This window comes from Pseudomonas sp. IT-347P, from assembly GCF_949768005.1.
Lineage (GTDB): Bacteria > Pseudomonadota > Gammaproteobacteria > Pseudomonadales > Pseudomonadaceae > Aquipseudomonas.
In genome coordinates this window covers 145,008-160,511 of sequence record NZ_CATKPQ010000001.1, presented here as the reverse complement: position 1 = coordinate 160,511, position 15,504 = coordinate 145,008, and the positions used below count along the sequence as shown (strand labels likewise).

Annotated in this window: 17 protein-coding genes; 7 read left to right on the top strand and 10 right to left on the bottom strand. The window is 60.0% G+C overall.

Going from position 1 to position 15,504, the window contains the following annotated elements:
- Positions 1–149 precede the first annotated feature (149 nt).
- Complete coding sequence (locus ACM6IV_RS00705) at positions 150–593, bottom strand: hypothetical protein (protein ID WP_414868327.1); 444 nt, start codon at positions 591–593, stop codon at positions 150–152.
- 221 nt (positions 594–814) lie between these two features.
- On the opposite strand from ACM6IV_RS00705, the gene ACM6IV_RS00700 reads away from it, so the two are divergent.
- Both ACM6IV_RS00700 and ACM6IV_RS00695 read left to right on the top strand, forming a co-directional pair.
- Positions 815–1,837, top strand: a complete 1,023-nt coding sequence (locus ACM6IV_RS00700; RefSeq protein ID WP_414868326.1) for a transporter — start codon at positions 815–817, stop codon at positions 1,835–1,837.
- A gap of 248 nt (positions 1,838–2,085) precedes the next feature.
- Entirely contained in the window at positions 2,086–3,699 is a 1,614-nt protein-coding gene (locus tag ACM6IV_RS00695) for an inorganic phosphate transporter (protein WP_414868325.1), read from the top strand.
- 124 nt (positions 3,700–3,823) lie between these two features.
- Here the strand turns inward: ACM6IV_RS00695 and ACM6IV_RS00690 are convergent, their stop codons facing one another.
- Entirely contained in the window at positions 3,824–4,720 is an 897-nt protein-coding gene (locus tag ACM6IV_RS00690) for a LysR family transcriptional regulator (protein ID WP_414868324.1), read from the bottom strand.
- Between the two features lie 121 nt (positions 4,721–4,841).
- Here ACM6IV_RS00690 and ACM6IV_RS00685 point away from each other — a divergent pair, with 121 nt between their 5' ends.
- Positions 4,842–5,600, top strand: a complete 759-nt coding sequence (locus tag ACM6IV_RS00685; protein ID WP_414868323.1) for an SDR family NAD(P)-dependent oxidoreductase — start codon at positions 4,842–4,844, stop codon at positions 5,598–5,600.
- Positions 5,601–5,660: 60 nt separating this feature from the next.
- Here ACM6IV_RS00685 and ACM6IV_RS00680 read toward each other — a convergent pair whose 3' ends face one another.
- Positions 5,661–6,098, bottom strand: a complete 438-nt coding sequence (locus ACM6IV_RS00680) for a multidrug/biocide efflux PACE transporter (RefSeq protein WP_414868322.1) — start codon at positions 6,096–6,098, stop codon at positions 5,661–5,663.
- Positions 6,099–6,187: 89 nt separating this feature from the next.
- Here ACM6IV_RS00680 and ACM6IV_RS00675 point away from each other — a divergent pair, with 89 nt between their 5' ends.
- A complete protein-coding gene (locus ACM6IV_RS00675) occupies positions 6,188–7,042 on the top strand; it encodes a LysR family transcriptional regulator (RefSeq protein WP_414868321.1) in 855 nt (284 codons plus the stop codon).
- A 289-nt stretch (positions 7,043–7,331) separates the two neighbouring features.
- Here ACM6IV_RS00675 and ACM6IV_RS00670 read toward each other — a convergent pair whose 3' ends face one another.
- Genes ACM6IV_RS00670 through ACM6IV_RS00660 form a run of 3 tightly spaced genes read right to left on the bottom strand, consistent with a single transcriptional unit; the run spans position 7,332 to position 9,376 of the window.
- Positions 7,332–8,573: an RNA polymerase sigma factor gene (locus ACM6IV_RS00670; protein ID WP_414868320.1), complete on the bottom strand. Its 1,242-nt coding sequence runs from the start codon at positions 8,571–8,573 to the stop codon at positions 7,332–7,334.
- Positions 8,566–8,910 carry a YciI family protein gene (locus ACM6IV_RS00665; protein ID WP_008081988.1) on the bottom strand — a complete coding sequence of 115 codons (345 nt, stop codon included), beginning with the start codon at positions 8,908–8,910 and terminating at the stop codon, positions 8,566–8,568. The genes ACM6IV_RS00670 and ACM6IV_RS00665 overlap by 8 nt, the downstream gene beginning before the upstream one ends.
- 40 nt (positions 8,911–8,950) lie before the next feature.
- Entirely contained in the window at positions 8,951–9,376 is a 426-nt protein-coding gene (locus ACM6IV_RS00660) for a YybH family protein (RefSeq protein ID WP_414868319.1), read from the bottom strand.
- A gap of 141 nt (positions 9,377–9,517) precedes the next feature.
- On the opposite strand from ACM6IV_RS00660, the gene ACM6IV_RS00655 reads away from it, so the two are divergent.
- Together ACM6IV_RS00655 and ACM6IV_RS00650 are read left to right on the top strand one after the other, a co-directional pair.
- Positions 9,518–10,003: a GNAT family N-acetyltransferase gene (locus ACM6IV_RS00655; RefSeq protein WP_414868318.1), complete on the top strand. Its 486-nt coding sequence runs from the start codon at positions 9,518–9,520 to the stop codon at positions 10,001–10,003.
- An 18-nt stretch (positions 10,004–10,021) separates the two neighbouring features.
- Positions 10,022–10,627, top strand: coding sequence for a pyridoxamine 5'-phosphate oxidase family protein (locus ACM6IV_RS00650; RefSeq protein WP_414868317.1), 606 nt, complete (start codon positions 10,022–10,024; stop codon positions 10,625–10,627).
- 136 nt (positions 10,628–10,763) lie between these two features.
- Here the strand turns inward: ACM6IV_RS00650 and ACM6IV_RS00645 are convergent, their stop codons facing one another.
- The 3 genes from ACM6IV_RS00645 to ACM6IV_RS00635 all read right to left on the bottom strand — a co-directional run bounded on the left by ACM6IV_RS00645 (position 10,764) and on the right by ACM6IV_RS00635 (position 12,598).
- A complete protein-coding gene (locus ACM6IV_RS00645; RefSeq protein WP_414868316.1) occupies positions 10,764–11,252 on the bottom strand; it encodes a GNAT family N-acetyltransferase in 489 nt (162 codons plus the stop codon).
- Positions 11,253–11,373: 121 nt separating this feature from the next.
- Positions 11,374–11,868: a GyrI-like domain-containing protein gene (locus ACM6IV_RS00640; RefSeq protein ID WP_414868315.1), complete on the bottom strand. Its 495-nt coding sequence runs from the start codon at positions 11,866–11,868 to the stop codon at positions 11,374–11,376.
- A gap of 67 nt (positions 11,869–11,935) precedes the next feature.
- Positions 11,936–12,598 carry a LysE family translocator gene (locus tag ACM6IV_RS00635; protein ID WP_041479200.1) on the bottom strand — a complete coding sequence of 221 codons (663 nt, stop codon included), beginning with the start codon at positions 12,596–12,598 and terminating at the stop codon, positions 11,936–11,938.
- Between the two features lie 139 nt (positions 12,599–12,737).
- On the opposite strand from ACM6IV_RS00635, the gene alaC reads away from it, so the two are divergent.
- Positions 12,738–13,955 (top strand): alanine transaminase, encoded by a 1,218-nt coding sequence (gene alaC / locus ACM6IV_RS00630; RefSeq protein ID WP_414868314.1) that lies wholly within the window; start codon positions 12,738–12,740, stop codon positions 13,953–13,955.
- Positions 13,956–14,136: 181 nt separating this feature from the next.
- On the opposite strand, the gene ACM6IV_RS00625 is transcribed toward alaC, so the two are convergent.
- The gene (locus tag ACM6IV_RS00625; RefSeq protein WP_414868313.1) at positions 14,137–15,492 is read right to left on the bottom strand and encodes a GntP family permease; all 1,356 of its coding nucleotides are present in this window, start codon (positions 15,490–15,492) and stop codon (positions 14,137–14,139) included.
- Positions 15,493–15,504 lie beyond the last annotated feature (12 nt).

The window sequence follows — 15,504 nt, the reverse complement described above, 5'->3', positions numbered from 1 at the left end:
CCCTCCCTCTGGGCGAGGGGAAAGGGAACAGACCGCGGGCTATCCAAGGCCTGAGTAAGACTCGATATTTCAGGTCGGCGTAACTCACATAATCACCACGGTCAGTCCCCTCTCCCTCTGGGAGAGGGTTAGGGTGAGGGGAAAGGGCATCACGCCGAGGTGCTGACCAGCGAACCCGAAGTGCTCGAGTCGGAATCCTGCAACGCCTGCAACAGCGAGGCTGTTGCGGTGGACAGGGACGCTGAAGTAGCGGTGATCTGCGCTTGTGCGGCAGCCACCTCGGCGACCTTAGCATCAGAGTTTTCCTGCTTCGCCTGCGCCGCTTGCAAGGCTTGCTGCTCCTCCTGCAATTGCTTCTGCAGTTCGGCAATCTGCTTGCGCAGTTCTTTCACCGAATCCGATTCTTCACTGCTGGAATCGCTGTCACCCGCAGGTGCTGCACCACCGCCCGCAGCCACTTTGCTGGTGTCCGCTTTCACGCCAGTGCTGGCGGCTGCCGTGGTCGAAGTATCGTCACCGACGTCGCTGATCGCGGTTTTGCTGGTGGGTGTGGTGACGGTCTGATTGATCGAAACAGAAGTGATGCTGACCATGGAACGGCTCCAATGCCGGTTATAGATAACCGGTCATCGACCATGCTCACCAGCAATTGAGATCGACTGTGTACCGACTCGGTATCCAAACCGGTACATACGGAAAATGCTTGCAGTTGAGGTCATCCGGCGTTCACCAAATCGTCACACTCCCTCGCGATGATGCGGCTCAGGTCAATCTGTAAACCCTGCGCCAAACGCCCTACTCGCAGCGAGCCTTCATGAACCACAGTCTCGATATCAGCCATCGCGATCCCGATCTGTTTGGCCTGCTCTACGGCTATCGTTTTCTGCCCGGCGAACGCGGTCGTGAAGTCGATTCGGCCACGGCGTTGCGCTGTTTGCAGGACGACAGCGACAGCGGCGAATTTCTTTGGCTGCACCTGAATCTGGCGCATGCGGCATGCGAGCGCTGGATGAAAAGTCATCTGCAATTGCCCGAAGAGTTTTTCGAGGCGCTGCACGAAGGCTCGCGGTCGACGCGCATCGAACATGTCGACTCGGCATTGCTGGCGGTGGTCAACGATGTGGTGTTCAACCTCAGCAGCATGGTCTCCTCCGACGTGTCGACGCTGTGGGTCTGTGTGCGCAGCCAACTGATCGTCAGCGCGCGTCTGCAACCGCTGCATTCGGTGGACAAATTGCGCTCATCGGTGAAGGCCGGCGAACGCTTTCGTTCGCCTTCGGAACTGCTCGTGCATTTGCTGCGCGATCAAGGCGAAGTGCTGACGCAGATCGTGCGCAAGACCAGCATGAGCGTTGATCAGGTCGAAGACGAATTGCTCTCCTCGCGGCTGTCGACCAACCGTGCCGAACTCGGTGCCAACCGGCGGGTGCTGGTGCGTTTGCAACGGCTGCTGGCGCTGGAGCCGGGTTCATTGCTGCGTCTGCTCAATCGGCCACCGCCCTGGTTGCAGAAGGAGGACGTCAAGGAGCTGCGCAAATCCACCGAGGAATTTGCGCTGATCATCAACGACCTCACTGCCCTCGGCGAGCGGATCAAACTGCTCCAGGAAGAGATCGCCGCCAATCTCAATGAACAGAGCAACCGCACGCTGTTCACCCTGACCGTGGTCACGGTGCTGGCGCTGCCGATCAACATCATTGCCGGTTTCTTCGGAATGAATGTGGGCGGGGTGCCGTTGGCGCAGGATCCGCAGGGGTTCTGGATACTGGTCGCACTGGTGGCGACGTTTACCGTGATTGCCGGGCGTTGGGCGTTTCGTAAACGCGGAGATTACTGACCACGGAATGTACTACCACCACAGATACCCTGTGGGAGCGAGCTTGCTCGCGAAGACGGAGTGTCAGTCACCATCATTGTCGGATGACACACCGCTTTCGCGAGCAAGCTCGCTCCCACAGGGATCTTCTTCAGTCTTCAGATCAGCGGTGGGGCTAAAGCCGCAAACACTGACATGGCGCAGTCTCTCTGTAACATTCTGCAACGATCATGGGCGACACTCCTTCCCTCGCTCAGGATTGTCCTGCTATGGCTACTCCCTCCCTGACCGCCAGCCCTGCTCCCGCCGCCAGCGGCAGGCCGGCCCTTGATAAGAAAACCGGCCCGTTCACCTACGTGATCTTTTTCGCGGTGCTGGCCATGGGGATGCTGTTCACCGCCTACAGCCTGATGCACGACATGCACGAGCTGGGCACGGTGGTCACCACGTGGACGCCGTTTCTGTTGCTCGGTGTGGCGCTGCTGATTGCCTTGGGCTTTGAGTTCGTCAACGGTTTCCACGACACCGCCAACGCCGTCGCGACGGTGATCTACACCCACTCGCTGCCGCCAAATGTGGCCGTGGTCTGGTCGGGGTTCTTCAACTTCCTCGGCGTGCTGCTCTCCAGTGGCGCGGTGGCGTTCGGGATCATCGCGTTGCTGCCGGTGGAATTGATTCTGCAGGTCGGTTCGTCTGCCGGGTTCTCGATGATTTTCGCCCTGCTGATCGCGGCGATCCTGTGGAACCTCGGCACCTGGTGGCTGGGTTTGCCGGCATCGTCGTCGCACACCTTGATCGGTTCGATTATCGGTGTCGGTGTGGCCAACGCCTTGATGCACGGCCGCGACGGTACCAGCGGTGTCGATTGGGCGCAGGCGACCAAGATCGGTTACGCCTTGCTGCTGTCGCCGCTGGTGGGTTTCGGTTGTGCGGCGCTGTTGCTGCTGGCGTTGCGCGCATTCGTGAAAAATCGTTCGCTGTACAAGGCCCCGGAAGGCAACACCCCGCCGCCCTGGTGGATTCGCGGCTTGCTGATCGCCACCTGCACCGGCGTGTCCTTTGCTCACGGCTCCAACGACGGCCAGAAAGGCATGGGCCTGATCATGCTGATTCTGGTCGGCACCCTGCCGATGGCCTATGCCTTGAACCGCACCATGCCGGAAGAACAGTCGCTGCAGTTTGCCGCCGTGGCGCAAGTCACCCAGCAAGCGTTGATGAAAAGCGCACCGCTGCCGTCGCCGGCCGATCCGCGTGCGGTGCTCTCCGATTACGTGCGCAGCAAGGACGCCACGCCGCAACTGATTCCCGCCCTCGCCGCCATCACCGGGCACATCGGTGAAGAGGTCAAGGGCTACGGTTCGCTGGCGAAAGTGCCGGCCGAAGCCATGGGCAACGTGCGTAATGACATGTACCTGGCCAGCGAAAGCATTCGCCTGATGGACAAGAACAAGGTCGGCAATTTCGACGCTGACACCAGCAGCAAGCTGCAACTGTTCAAGCAGCAGATCGACAACGCCACACGCTTTATTCCGCTGTGGGTGAAGATCGCCGTGGCCATCGCGCTCGGGCTGGGCACCATGGTCGGCTGGAAACGGATTGTGGTAACGGTCGGCGAGAAGATCGGCAAGACCCATCTGACCTATGCGCAGGGCGCCTCGGCGGAAACCGTGGCGATGTTGACCATTGGCGCGGCGGACATGTTTGGTTTGCCAGTGTCGACGACGCATGTGTTGTCGTCCGGTGTGGCCGGGACCATGGTCGCCAATGGCGGCGGGTTGCAGATGAAGACCATCCGTAATCTGTTGATGGCGTGGGTGCTGACGTTGCCGGCGGCGATCCTGCTGTCAGGCAGCCTCTACTGGCTGTTCACCCAGATCTTCTGACCGACGAAGATCCCCTGTAGGAGTGAGCCTGCTCGCGATGGCGGTGTATCAGTCAACATTGATTGAACTGACACACCGCTATCGCGAGCAGGCTCACTCCTACAGTTTTGACCGGTGTTCAGGTTCAGAGCGCGGAGCGGATCAGATCGCCGAGCCAATCCATGAACACGCGCACTCGCAAAGGTAGGTGTCGCTGCCTGGCATAGAGCAATGAAATGCCCATCGCCGGCGCGGTGAATTGCGGCAGCACGGTGACCAGTTCGCCGTTATCCAGATGCGGCTGCAAGCCGGTGCGCGGCACCTGGGTCAGGCCGAAACCGCCCAGGCATGCCGCCTCGTAAGCATCGGTGCTGTTGACCGTGACACTGCCGGCCATCGGCAAGCGTTTAACCTGCCCGCCCTCCTCATACACAAACCCTTCCGAACGCGAACCGAGCACGCCGACGTAGTGCACCAGTCGATGCTGCGCGAGATCTTCCAGCGTCTGTGGCACGCCGTAGCGTGCGAGGTACGCGGGGCTGGCGCAGTTGACCATCTGGAAGTCGCCGAGGTGCCGCGCGACCACCGACTGATCCGGTTGCGCACCGATGCGCACCACGCAATCGAAACCTTCGCTGAGCAAATCGACGCGGCGGTCGGTGCTGCTGATTTCCAGCTCCAGATTCGGGTGGCGCTCCATGAACTGCGGCAGGCGCGGCATGATCAGGCGCCGCGCAAGAATGTTCGGCATGTCGACCCGAATGCGCCCGGTCAGCGCAGCCTCGTCCTGACGGAACAACCCCTCGATCTCGTCCATGTGCGAGAGCAAGTCCTTGCTGCGTTCGTACAGCACCAGACCGTCCTGGGTCGCCTGCACTTTGCGCGTGGTGCGGTGCAGCAGGCGTGTGCCGAGCAGGGTTTCCAGGGCCTGCACATGCTCGGACACCGTTGAGCGGGGCAGTCCGAGGTTCTCGCCAGCGAGGGTAAAACTCGACAGTTCGCTGACCCGGACGAAGGTGCGCAGCAATTCCAGTTTGTTCATGACAGGGCCTTTTATTGTTCGGATGAACCGACAAGTGATTCCGGTTCAGGTCTGTTTATCACCTCTGGCCGGACAAATAAACTTACTCCCGTCTCCACTGACCGCAATCGAGGAAGCCTTCATGAACCGCAAAATCGCATTGATCACCGGCGCCAGCCGTGGCCTCGGTAAAAACGCCGCGCTGCATCTCGCCGCTCAGGGCATCGACATTATCGGCACCTACAACAGCCGCGCCGATGAAGCCCAGGCGCTGGTAACCGAACTGCAGGCACTCGGCGCAAAAGCCGTGATGCTGCAACTGGACGTCGGCCGCAGCGAAAGCTTTGCCGATTTCGGTAAACACGTTGAGCAAACGTTACAGCAGACGTTCGACCGTCAGCGCTTTGATTTCCTGATCAACAATGCCGGAATCGGCGTGCATGCGCTGTTTGCCGAGACCACGCCGGAGCAGTTCGATCTGTTGATGAACATTCAGTTGAAAGGGCCGTTCTTCCTGACCCAGCAATTGCTGCCGCTGATCAACGACGGCGGGCGGATCATCAATATTTCCAGCGGCCTGACCCGCTTCAGCCTGCCGGGCTATGGCGCTTATGCGGCGATGAAAGGCGCGATGGAAGTGCTGACCCGTTATCAGGCCAAGGAGCTGGGTGCGCGGCAGATCGGCGTGAACATTCTCGCCCCGGGCGCGATCGAGACTGACTTCGGTGGTGGCACAGTGCGCGACAATTCGGCGGTGAATGCGATGGTTGCCAGCAACACCGCGCTGGGCCGTGCCGGGCAGCCGGATGATATTGGCGGTGCGTTGGCGCTGCTGCTGTCCCCGGGCGGACAGTGGATCAATGGCCAACGGGTTGAGGCCTCCGGCGGCATGTTCCTCTAACCAACGCTGAAACGTTGTCCCGTGTAGGAGCAGCTTGCGGCCGTTCCTACACGGGGGGTGTCAGTTCTGGCAGACGTCGCGGGTCACGAAGCGCTGACGCACGACGTCATAACCCCAGTGATACACATAGGTGTACGGCAGGAAAAACAGCAGCACACCGATGTCGAGCAAAAACGCCTGCCACAGGGTGACCGACAGCCACCAGGCAATCAGTGGCACGCCCATCACGATCAACCCACCTTCGAACAGCAGCGCGTGCACCACACGCACCCAGGCGTTGTGTGCAACGTTTATGCGCGCCAGCATACGGTCGAAGAAACGGTTGAACACCACGTTCCAGCCCAGCGCCAGCAACGCGATCAACACGGTCACCGCGCCCATTTCAAGCATCGGTTTTTGCATGACCCACGCCAGCAACGGGGTGCAGATCAGGATGGCCAGCAGTTCGAAACCAACGGCCTGAAAAATACGTTCCGTGAGGGATTTGTGAGCCGTCATGGCTTGACTCCTTGAGTGAAGATGATTGCCATGATCTCCGCTCACATCGATACTTCATAACCAATAACCATCGATCAAGGCGATAGTTGATGATCTCGCATGAAGTGCTGTTGGCGTTTGTCCAGGCGGCGACCCAAGGCTCTTTTTCGGCAGCAGCGCGCAAACTCGGGCGCAGTCAGTCGACCATCAGCGCGGCGGTGGCCAGCCTTGAGATCGATCTGGATCTGCTGTTGTTCGATCGCAGCAGCCGCAAACCGACCCTGACCCCGGCCGGGCACGTGATGTTGCAACGCGCCGAAGCGATTCTGGCGGCGAGCAGTCGTCTGGAAATGACCGCGCGGCAGTTGTCGCAAGGTGTCGAGCCGAAGCTGACCGTGGCGATTTCCGACACTTACCAGTCGGACCGTTTTGAAGCGGCACTGGTCGGGTTTGAGCAGCGTTATCCGGATCTGGAGCTGGAATGCCTGATCGCTGAGTGCGATGACCTGGTTGAATTGGTCCAGCGTGGTCGTGCGCATCTGGCGTTCGCCGAAATGCAAGAGAGCTACCCGCCGGATCTGGTCACCTCGACCGTGGCCGAACGCACGGAAATCGCCTTGTTCGTCAATCGCGACCACGCGCTGGCCAAGCTTGATCATGTTGACCAGCACATCCTGGAACAGCACCGCGAATTGCGTCTGGCGACCATCGTCAATCCCTACGACAGTCGCGGGAAGGGTCGGGTGTGGTCGGCGCCGAGTTATCTGATGCTGCTGGAAATGGCGGAGAAAGGTTTTGGCTGGGCGCCGCTGCCGCGTTGGCTGGCGCAGCGTTTTGGCAATGATCTGCTGGTGGAATTGAAGGTGCGCGGCTGGCCGAAACCGGTGTTTGTCGATGCCTTGTGGTCGCGCCTGTATCCACCGGGGCCGGCAGGGAGTTGGTTACTGAGCAAGATGCTGGAATAGCAGCGCTGCCAATCGCTGGCAAGCCTGAAGTCAAAAGCCCCTCACCCCAGCCCTCTCCCGGAGGGAGAGGGGGCCGACCGAGGTGTCTTGCGTCGTACATCGACCTGAGAGACCGAGTCGATTAAGGATTCACTACGACCTTAAACCTCAACCAGATTGGGTCGATTATGGATTTCATTTCGACCGTACCTCGACCAGATTGGGTCGATAATGGATTCAAAACCGATCGCTCAAGTCGGTGAACCTCTCCAATATCCCCCAATCAGTCCCCTCTCCCTCTGGGAGAGGGCTAGGGTGAGGGCAATTCCAGCGCCGAAAGCCGCCCTTCAATAAACCGCCGCTCCGGCTCCTGCCGGGTCAATTCCAACGCCCGCAAATACGCCGCCCTCGCCTCTTCCACCCTGCCCAACTGCCGACAAAACTCCGCCCGCGCCGAATGCGCCAAGTGGTAATCCTGCAACTCGCCGCGCTGCAAAATCCCCTCAATCAGATTCAACCCCGCCAGCGCCCCGTCACGCTTGGCCACCGCCACCGCTCGATTCAATTCAATCACCGGCGAAGGCACCGCGCGCAACAGCACGTCATACAAACCAACGATCTGCTCCCAGTCGGTTTCTGCTGCTGACGGCGCCTCGGCATGCACCGCCGCAATCGCCGCTTGCAGGCAATACGGCCCGAACCGCCGCGTGGTCAGCGCGCGCTCGACCAGCGCACACCCTTCGGCGATCAGATCGGTATCCCAGCGTGCGCGATCCTGATCATCCAGCAACACCAGTTCACCGTCCGGCGAAGTACGCGCCGAGCGTCGTGATTCGTGCAACAGCATCATTGCCAATAAACCCATGACCTCCGGCTCCGGCAACAACTCCATCAACAACCGCCCCAGCCTGATCGCTTCACGGGTCAGATCTTCACGGGTCAACTCCGCCCCGCCCGAGGCCGAATAGCCCTCGTTGAACACCAGATAAATCACCCGCAAAACGCTGTCGAGGCGCTCGGGCAATTCGCTCAGGCTCGGCACTTGATAGGGGATTTTCGCGTCACGGATCTTGGCTTTGGCACGCACAATGCGCTGGGCAATCGCCGCCGGGGCCGAGAGAAAGGCACGGGCGATTTCCTCGGTGGTCAGGTCGCAGACTTCGCGCAAGGTCAGCGGCACTTGCGCATCCGCCGCCAGCGCCGGGTGGCAGCAAGTGAAGATCAGCCGCAGACGATCGTCTTCCACGTCTTCGCCACTCCAGTCGGCCTGTTCGAGCTCTTGCAGTTGCGCCAACAACAACGGCTGCGAGGCCTTGAACCGTGCACGGCGGCGCAACACATCAATCGCCTTGAAGCGCCCGGTGGACACCAGCCAGGTGCGCGGGTTGTCCGGCACGCCGTCGCGCTGCCAGCGCTCGACCGCGACGAAGAACGCCTCGTGCAAGGCTTCTTCGGCGAGGTCGAAATCACCCAGCAAGCGAATCAGCGTGGCCAGAATCCGCCGCGAGTCTTCGCGGTAGACCTGCTCGACCCGCGCCCCGACCTCAGACATTCAACTGCCGAACGGGGCGCACTTCAACACTGCCCACCCGCGCTGCGGGAATGTTGCCGGCAACCTGAATCGCTTCGTTGAGATCCTTGGCATCAATCAGGTAGAAACCGGCCAGTTGCTCCTTGGTTTCGGCGAACGGGCCGTCGGTGATCGACAACTTGCCGTTGCGCATGCGCACCGTGGTGGCGGTCTGCACCGACTCCAGCGCTTCAGCGGCAACCATCCGCCCGCTGCCCTGAATCGACTCGGCGTAGGCCCAGCATTCGGCGTCTTCCGGGCTGTCGGGCGACGAATGCAGCAGGCGCTCATCGCTGTAGACCAGGCATAAATACTTCATGGCGTTCTCCTGAATCGGACGGATCAACTATGGCTGAAGATCAGGGGGTCACATCGAACAGGGTCGCGCCGCTCATCGGATCGAACGGCGCTGACCAGTGTTCGTGGGCGATTTTCCACGCCCCGCCGATCTGCCGATAGCAGGCGGTGACGCGCATCCAGCAGCTCTGGGTTTCGCCCTTCTCATTGGTGCCGCCGCAGTTCGCCACCCAGTGGGCGAAGGCGATGTTGTCGGCGCTTTCGATGGCGATTTCATGGAACTCGAAAATGTGCGGGCCGGGGCACATTTCCATGCACTCGACCCAATGTGCGCGGTAGGCGGCCTTGCCTTTGAATTGCAGGGCCTTGATTGCGTCGAAGGAGACGATGTCGTCGGCGTACAAGGCCATGACTTTCTCCACGTCCTTGGTCATGACGGCTTCGCGATAGGTGTTGATCAAGGTCTGAATTTCAGCGTGTGCGTTCATGGTGTTCTCCGTATTTTTTGTTGTGAAGACACTTCTAGTCGCTCGGCGAACGGGAAGATCGACAGGCGAAACAAAAAATTTCCGCAGAAGACAAAATCGCTAGAATCCGAGGCTCATCTTTGTAGGAAAAAGGAAATTCCCGTGTCAGCCCAACTCGTGCCGTACGACAGCCTGAACGCCTTGCAGCGTCAGCAAGTCGAGGCGATTGAAATCCATGCCGAGCAGATCAAGTTCTCCGGCGATATCCATGGCGCCTTGCACACCCTGCTGTCGAAACCCGGCCCCGGCGTAAAAGGTTTTGCGTTGCTGGCGGATGACGTACCGGTGGCATTTCTCTTGCTCAAGCGCCCGCCGGTGTTGCCGGCCTGGGCCGATCAATACAGCGCCACTTTGCACGCGCTGCAGGTCGATCGCCGGGCGCAGGGCAAGGGCTACGGCAAGGCGTGTCTGCAAGCGTTGCCAGAAGTTGCGCGGCAGGCGTGGCCGGAGATCAAGGGGCTGGAATTGTCGGTGGATGCCGACAATGACGCTGCAATTGCGCTGTATGCCAAGCACGGTTACGTCGACAGCGGCGAAGCATACAAGGGCCGGATCGGTTACGAACGGCGCATGGGCCTGTTTTTCTAAGTCATCGAGGGAAGCACGATGATCGATTCAATCGAAGCGCTGGAAGCGATTTACGGACTGCCCCACGAGCGGGCGGTGCGCAAGCAGATCGGTTTTCTTAACGAGGATTATCAGGCGATGGTGCGGGTCTCGCCGCTGGTGATTGTCAGCTCGGTGGGCGCCGATGGCCTGGATAATTCGCCGCGCGGTGACAAAGCCGGGTTTGTGCGGATTATTGACGAACATACGCTGGCGTTGCCCGATCGCCCGGGCAACAACCGCATCGATACGCTGCGCAATGTGCTGCATGATTCGCGGGTGTCGCTGTTGTTTATCATCCCAGGGATTGGCGAGACGTTGCGGGTCAATGGCACGGCGATGATCAGCGCCGATCCGCAGTTGCTGGAAAGCTTTGCGGTGAATGGCAAACCGGCGAAAACGGTGTTGCTGGTGACGGTGGAGGCGGCGTTTTTTCATTGTTCAAAAGCGTTCGTCCGCTCGGATGCGTGGAACCCGGAAACCCACCTGCCGCGCTCGGCCCTGCCCTCTGCCGGCGCTTTCCACAAGCGCCTGAATGACGGGCAGTTCGATGCCGAGACCTACGACCGTGAAGCCCCGAGAAGAGTAAACGACACCCTTTACTAAACGCGGATTTTCAAACGCCACAACACCCTGTGGGAGCGAGCCTGCTCGCGAAAGCGTCATATCAGTCAACAAATTGGTTGGCTGACACGGCCTCTTCGCGAGCAAGCTCGCTCCCACAGTTTTGATCAGTGCTGGGTCAGAGGGTCAGGATCATCTCGTGCCACGCCATCCCGCCGTGATCCGACTCCGACGGTTTGATATAGGCAAAACCAAACCCGGCATACAACGGAATATGCTGTTCCTTGCACATCAGATGAATCGTCGCCTTGTCCATCCCGCGCATCCGCTCGATGAACTCGGCCATCAAGCGTTTGGCCAGACCCTGGCCCTGATAATCCGGGTGCACCACCACCGACATGATTACCACGTTCGGCCCTTTCGGGTCATGGCCGATCAGTTCCTTGAACGCCTCGTCCGACATCTGCACATCGAACGCCGCGCCCGCGTTGACGAACCCGGCGACCTCGCCGTCGACCTCGGCAACGATGAAGCCTTCCGGCCATGTCGCGATGCGCGTGGCGATCTTTTCGCGGGTCGCCGCTTCGTCACCTTCATAGGCAACGGTTTCGATGGCGTAGCAGCGGTCAAGATCGGCGGCGGTGACGTTGCGGATAACGGTGTTCATGGCGGCTCGGAAATCAACAGAAGAAAGTGCCGAAAGCATAAAGGAATCGCGAGGGCATATCGATCCGCACGCGACGCAAACGAATGAGGCGGATCCTTTGATCCGCCTCATCGCGGTGGTCTCAAACCTTGGTATCGACCGGCACGCATATCTCCAGTTTGCCGGTGTGCAGCCGCGGATTGAAATCCGCGCTGTAACGCTCCAGTTCCGGGGCATTGAGCTCAACGTAGTGCGAGCCCGGCAGCCAGGTCTTGTAAATGTATTGCAGGGTTTGCGGCAATTGTTCGAGCGGTCCCTTGTGCTCGAACACTGCGTACTGCCGGGGCAGCACTTCGACCCACTGGTAGATCTTCTGGTCGAGGTCATCGAGCTTGCTGATTTCCACCCCGGCGATGTAATCGAAGCCGCCCTTGCCGTCGAAATTGCAACACACACCGTAAGTCACTTCGTTCTTTTGCCCCGGGATCTTCCCCAGGTGCGGCAAGAACTTTTCCCACAGCGCCGGAATGTCTTTGGCGGTGTCTTGGGTAAATCGACCGCGAAAACCTGCAATCAGCAGGAAGTGTCCATGTTCGAAGCGAGGTTCAGCCACTTCGACGCGTGTTTGCTCATCCATGACTCGGCTCCTGACGCAAAAGATGGGTACGGCTGGGAGTATAGAAAGCCCGATCCAATTCGCACGGTTACAGCGCGTGCAACTGCTCGACGGCGCCCGAACCGACGAATTCGTTATAGCCAGATACGATCACGTACACCGCGAAATAACAGAAGATCGCTGCCGATGCCAGGTAGGAATAGCGCAACAGCTTGTCGCCCAGCAGCTTGCCGCCGTGGCTCGCGGCGAAGCACAAACCGGCCGACCACAGCAGCCCGGCGCACAGGAACCCGCCGAGGAACAGCGCCGAACTCAGCGGGCCACCGCCGCCGGAACGGGCAATCAAGGTGCCGCCCACCGCCGCGAACCAGAGAATCGCGCTTGGCGATGACATGGCGAGAAAAATGCCCCGGAAGAACTCCTTGCGGTGGGAGTTCTGCCCCACCTCGGCTGTCTCGGCCAGTAGCGCCTCGTGATGGATGGCGGAGTAAATCATCTTCGCCGCAAAGTAGATCAGCAGCGCCGAACCACCGATCCACAGGACCCAGCGCACGGTTTCGTATTGCAGCAAAACGGTCATCCCGGCCAGCGCCAGCACCGCGTAAATCAGGTCACCGACGCAGGTGCCGAGGCCCAGCGCAAAGCCTTGAAAGTAACCGCGCTGCATCGCCAGCGTGATCATCGCGATGTTGGCCACGCCGATATCCAGGCACAGCGAAAGGCTCAGCAAGAAGCCGCTGGTGAATTCCATTAACCACTTTCCTTCGGAAAAAAATGTTTACAAACGGGCTGGACAGTATGCCATCAGCGCCCTTATCTTCCGCCACAGGTCACCGCAGTGACCAGCGTCGCTCGGACGGTTCCGGGCGCTTACGTTATCCGAGGCAACAATGGCCGAACAAGGTTCGCCGCGCCGCTTTGCGCGCATAGATCGACTCCCCCCTTACGTTTTCAACATCACCGCCGAGCTGAAGATGGCCGCCAGGCGTCGTGGTGAAGACATCATCGACTTGAGCATGGGCAACCCCGACGGGGCCACGCCGCCGCATATTGTCGAAAAACTCGTGCAAGTCGCCCAACGCGAAGACACCCACGGTTATTCGACGTCCAAAGGCATTCCGCGCCTGCGCCGGGCGATTTCCAATTGGTACAAGCAACGCTATGAGGTCGACATCGACCCGGAAAGCGAAGCCATTGTCACCATCGGTTCCAAGGAAGGCCTGGCGCATTTGATGCTGGCAACCCTGGATCAGGGCGACACCGTGCTGGTGCCGAACCCGAGCTACCCGATTCACATCTACGGCGCGGTGATTGCCGGCGCCCAGGTGCGTTCGGTGCCGCTGGTGCCGGGCGTGGACTTCTTCGACGAACTGGAACGGGCCATTCGCGGCTCGATCCCGAAGCCGAAAATGATGATCCTCGGCTTCCCGTCCAACCCCACCGCACAGTGCGTGGAACTGGATTTCTTTGAGCGGGTGATCGCCCTCGCCAAGCAGTACGACGTGCTGGTGATTCACGATCTGGCTTACGCCGACATCGTCTACGACGGCTGGAAAGCGCCGTCGATCATGCAGGTGCCGGGGGCCAAGGACATTGCGGTGGAATTCTTCACCCTGTCCAAGAGCTACAACATGGCCGGCTGGCGCATCGGTTTCATGGTCGGCAACCCGGAACTGGTCAATGCGCTGGCGCGGATCAAGAGCTACCACGACTACGGCACCTTCACTCCGCTGCAAGTAGCGGCAATTGCCGCGCTGGAAGGCGACCAGCAGTGCGTGCGCGACATCGCCGAGCAGTATCGCCAGCGCCGCAACGTGCTGGTCAAAGGTCTGCATGAACTGGGCTGGATGGTCGAGAATCCGAAGGCGTCGATGTACGTCTGGGCGAAAATTCCCGAAGCGTATGCGCATCTGGGTTCGCTGGAATTCGCCAAGAAACTGCTGGCCGAGGCCAAGGTCTGCGTCTCGCCGGGGGTTGGTTTTGGTGAGTATGGCGACGATCACGTGCGCTTTGCGCTGATCGAAAACCAGGACCGCATTCGTCAGGCCGTACGCGGGATTCGCGGGATGTTCCGGGCGGATGGCCTGGCCGCAAAAACTACCGCCTGACGCCTATCCCCCTGTGGGAGCGGGCTTGCTCGCGAAGGCGTCGTGTCAGCCGACATCAAAGCTGACTGACCCACCGCTTTCGCGAGCAAGCCCGCTCCCACAGGGTTTTGTGTTCAGCCGAGAAATCACATCCACAAAAAAACCGCATCGCTGCGGTTTTTTTGTGGGTGCTTGAAGCCGCTTAAACGAACAGCGACAACAGCAGGATAAAGCCCAACGCGACGATGGACAGGATGGTTTCCATCGCCGTCCAGGTCTTGAACGTCTCGGCCACGGTCATGTTGAAGTACTGCTTCACCAGCCAGAAACCGGCATCGTTGACGTGCGACAGGATCAACGAACCGGCGCCAGTCGCGAGTACCAGCAGCTCACGGTTGACGCCGGGAATCATCCCTACCACGGGCACGACAATGCCCGCGCCCGTGATGGTCGCCACCGTCGCCGAACCGGTCGCGATACGAATCACCGCCGCTACCAGCCACGCCAGCAGGATCGGCGAGATCTGTGCGCTGACCGCCATGTGGCCGATCACATCACCCACACCGCTGGTCACCAGCATCTGCTTGAAGCCACCGCCAGCACCGATGATCAGGATGATCGCCGCGGTTGGCGCCAGGCTCGCGTCGAGCCACTTGAGCATCTGCTGGGAGCCGATGCCCTGCTTGTACCCGAAGGTGTACAGCGACAGCAGCAACGCCAGCAGCAGTGCCGAGATCGGGTGACCGATCATGTCCATCCAGGTACGGAAGATGTGACCGTCCGGCAGCGCCACGTCAGCGAAGGTTTTCAGCAGCATCAGGAACACCGGCAACAGCACGGTGATCAGGGTGATGGTGAAGCTCGGCAGCTTCGCCGAGTCGTCGCTTTCGCGGGCCAGTTGATCGACCAGTTCCTGATTCGGGTGACCCGGAATGTGCTTGGCGATGAACGTACCGAAGATCGGACCGGCGATGATTGCGGTCGGCAGCGCAACGATCAGACCATAAAGAATGGTCTTGCCGATGTCGGCACCGAACACGCCGATGGCCAGCAGCGGACCCGGGTGCGGCGGCACCAGACCGTGCACGGCAGACAGGCCGGCGAGCAGCGGGATACCGATCTTGATGATCGACACACCAGTGCGACGGGCAACGATGAACACCAGCGGAATCAGCAGGACAAAGCCGATCTCGAAGAACAGCGGAATGCCCACCAGGAACGCGGCGAACATCATTGCCCACTGGACTTTGTCTTTACCGAACGCACGGATCAGGGTCTGGGCGATCTGATCGGCACCGCCCGACTCGGCCATCATTTTGCCGAGCATGGTGCCCAGCGCGAGGATGATGCCGACAAAACCGAGCACGCCACCGAAGCCGTCCTGGAACGCCTTGATGATGGTGCCGATCGGCATCCCGGAGGTCAGGCCGAGGAACGCCGCAGCGATGGTCAGGGAAATGAACGGGTGAAGCTTGAATTTGGTGATCAGGACGATCAGTCCAATCACCGTGACGACTGCATCGAGCAGCAGAAACGTGTCGTGGGACATGCCAAACATTGGGGGTGTCTC

Bases quoted from the DNA above. Each gene is read 5' to 3' on its own strand.
- ACM6IV_RS00650 (WP_414868317.1), top strand. From the start codon at position 10,022: ATGATCGATTCAATCGAAGCGCTGGAAGCGATTTACGGACTGCCCCAC.
- ACM6IV_RS00690 (WP_414868324.1), bottom strand. From the start codon at position 4,720: ATGAACAAACTGGAATTGCTGCGCACCTTCGTCCGGGTCAGCGAACTG.
- ACM6IV_RS00685 (WP_414868323.1), top strand. From the start codon at position 4,842: ATGAACCGCAAAATCGCATTGATCACCGGCGCCAGCCGTGGCCTCGGT.
- ACM6IV_RS00675 (WP_414868321.1), top strand. From the start codon at position 6,188: ATGATCTCGCATGAAGTGCTGTTGGCGTTTGTCCAGGCGGCGACCCAA.
- ACM6IV_RS00625 (WP_414868313.1), bottom strand. From the start codon at position 15,492: ATGTTTGGCATGTCCCACGACACGTTTCTGCTGCTCGATGCAGTCGTC.
- alaC (WP_414868314.1), top strand. From the start codon at position 12,738: ATGGCCGAACAAGGTTCGCCGCGCCGCTTTGCGCGCATAGATCGACTC.
- ACM6IV_RS00695 (WP_414868325.1), top strand. From the start codon at position 2,086: ATGGCTACTCCCTCCCTGACCGCCAGCCCTGCTCCCGCCGCCAGCGGC.
- ACM6IV_RS00670 (WP_414868320.1), bottom strand. From the start codon at position 8,573: ATGTCTGAGGTCGGGGCGCGGGTCGAGCAGGTCTACCGCGAAGACTCG.
- ACM6IV_RS00665 (WP_008081988.1), bottom strand. From the start codon at position 8,910: ATGAAGTATTTATGCCTGGTCTACAGCGATGAGCGCCTGCTGCATTCG.
- ACM6IV_RS00660 (WP_414868319.1), bottom strand. From the start codon at position 9,376: ATGAACGCACACGCTGAAATTCAGACCTTGATCAACACCTATCGCGAA.
- ACM6IV_RS00640 (WP_414868315.1), bottom strand. From the start codon at position 11,868: ATGGATGAGCAAACACGCGTCGAAGTGGCTGAACCTCGCTTCGAACAT.
- ACM6IV_RS00705 (WP_414868327.1), bottom strand. From the start codon at position 593: ATGGTCAGCATCACTTCTGTTTCGATCAATCAGACCGTCACCACACCC.
- ACM6IV_RS00645 (WP_414868316.1), bottom strand. From the start codon at position 11,252: ATGAACACCGTTATCCGCAACGTCACCGCCGCCGATCTTGACCGCTGC.
- ACM6IV_RS00635 (WP_041479200.1), bottom strand. From the start codon at position 12,598: ATGGAATTCACCAGCGGCTTCTTGCTGAGCCTTTCGCTGTGCCTGGAT.
- ACM6IV_RS00700 (WP_414868326.1), top strand. From the start codon at position 815: ATGAACCACAGTCTCGATATCAGCCATCGCGATCCCGATCTGTTTGGC.
- ACM6IV_RS00680 (WP_414868322.1), bottom strand. From the start codon at position 6,098: ATGACGGCTCACAAATCCCTCACGGAACGTATTTTTCAGGCCGTTGGT.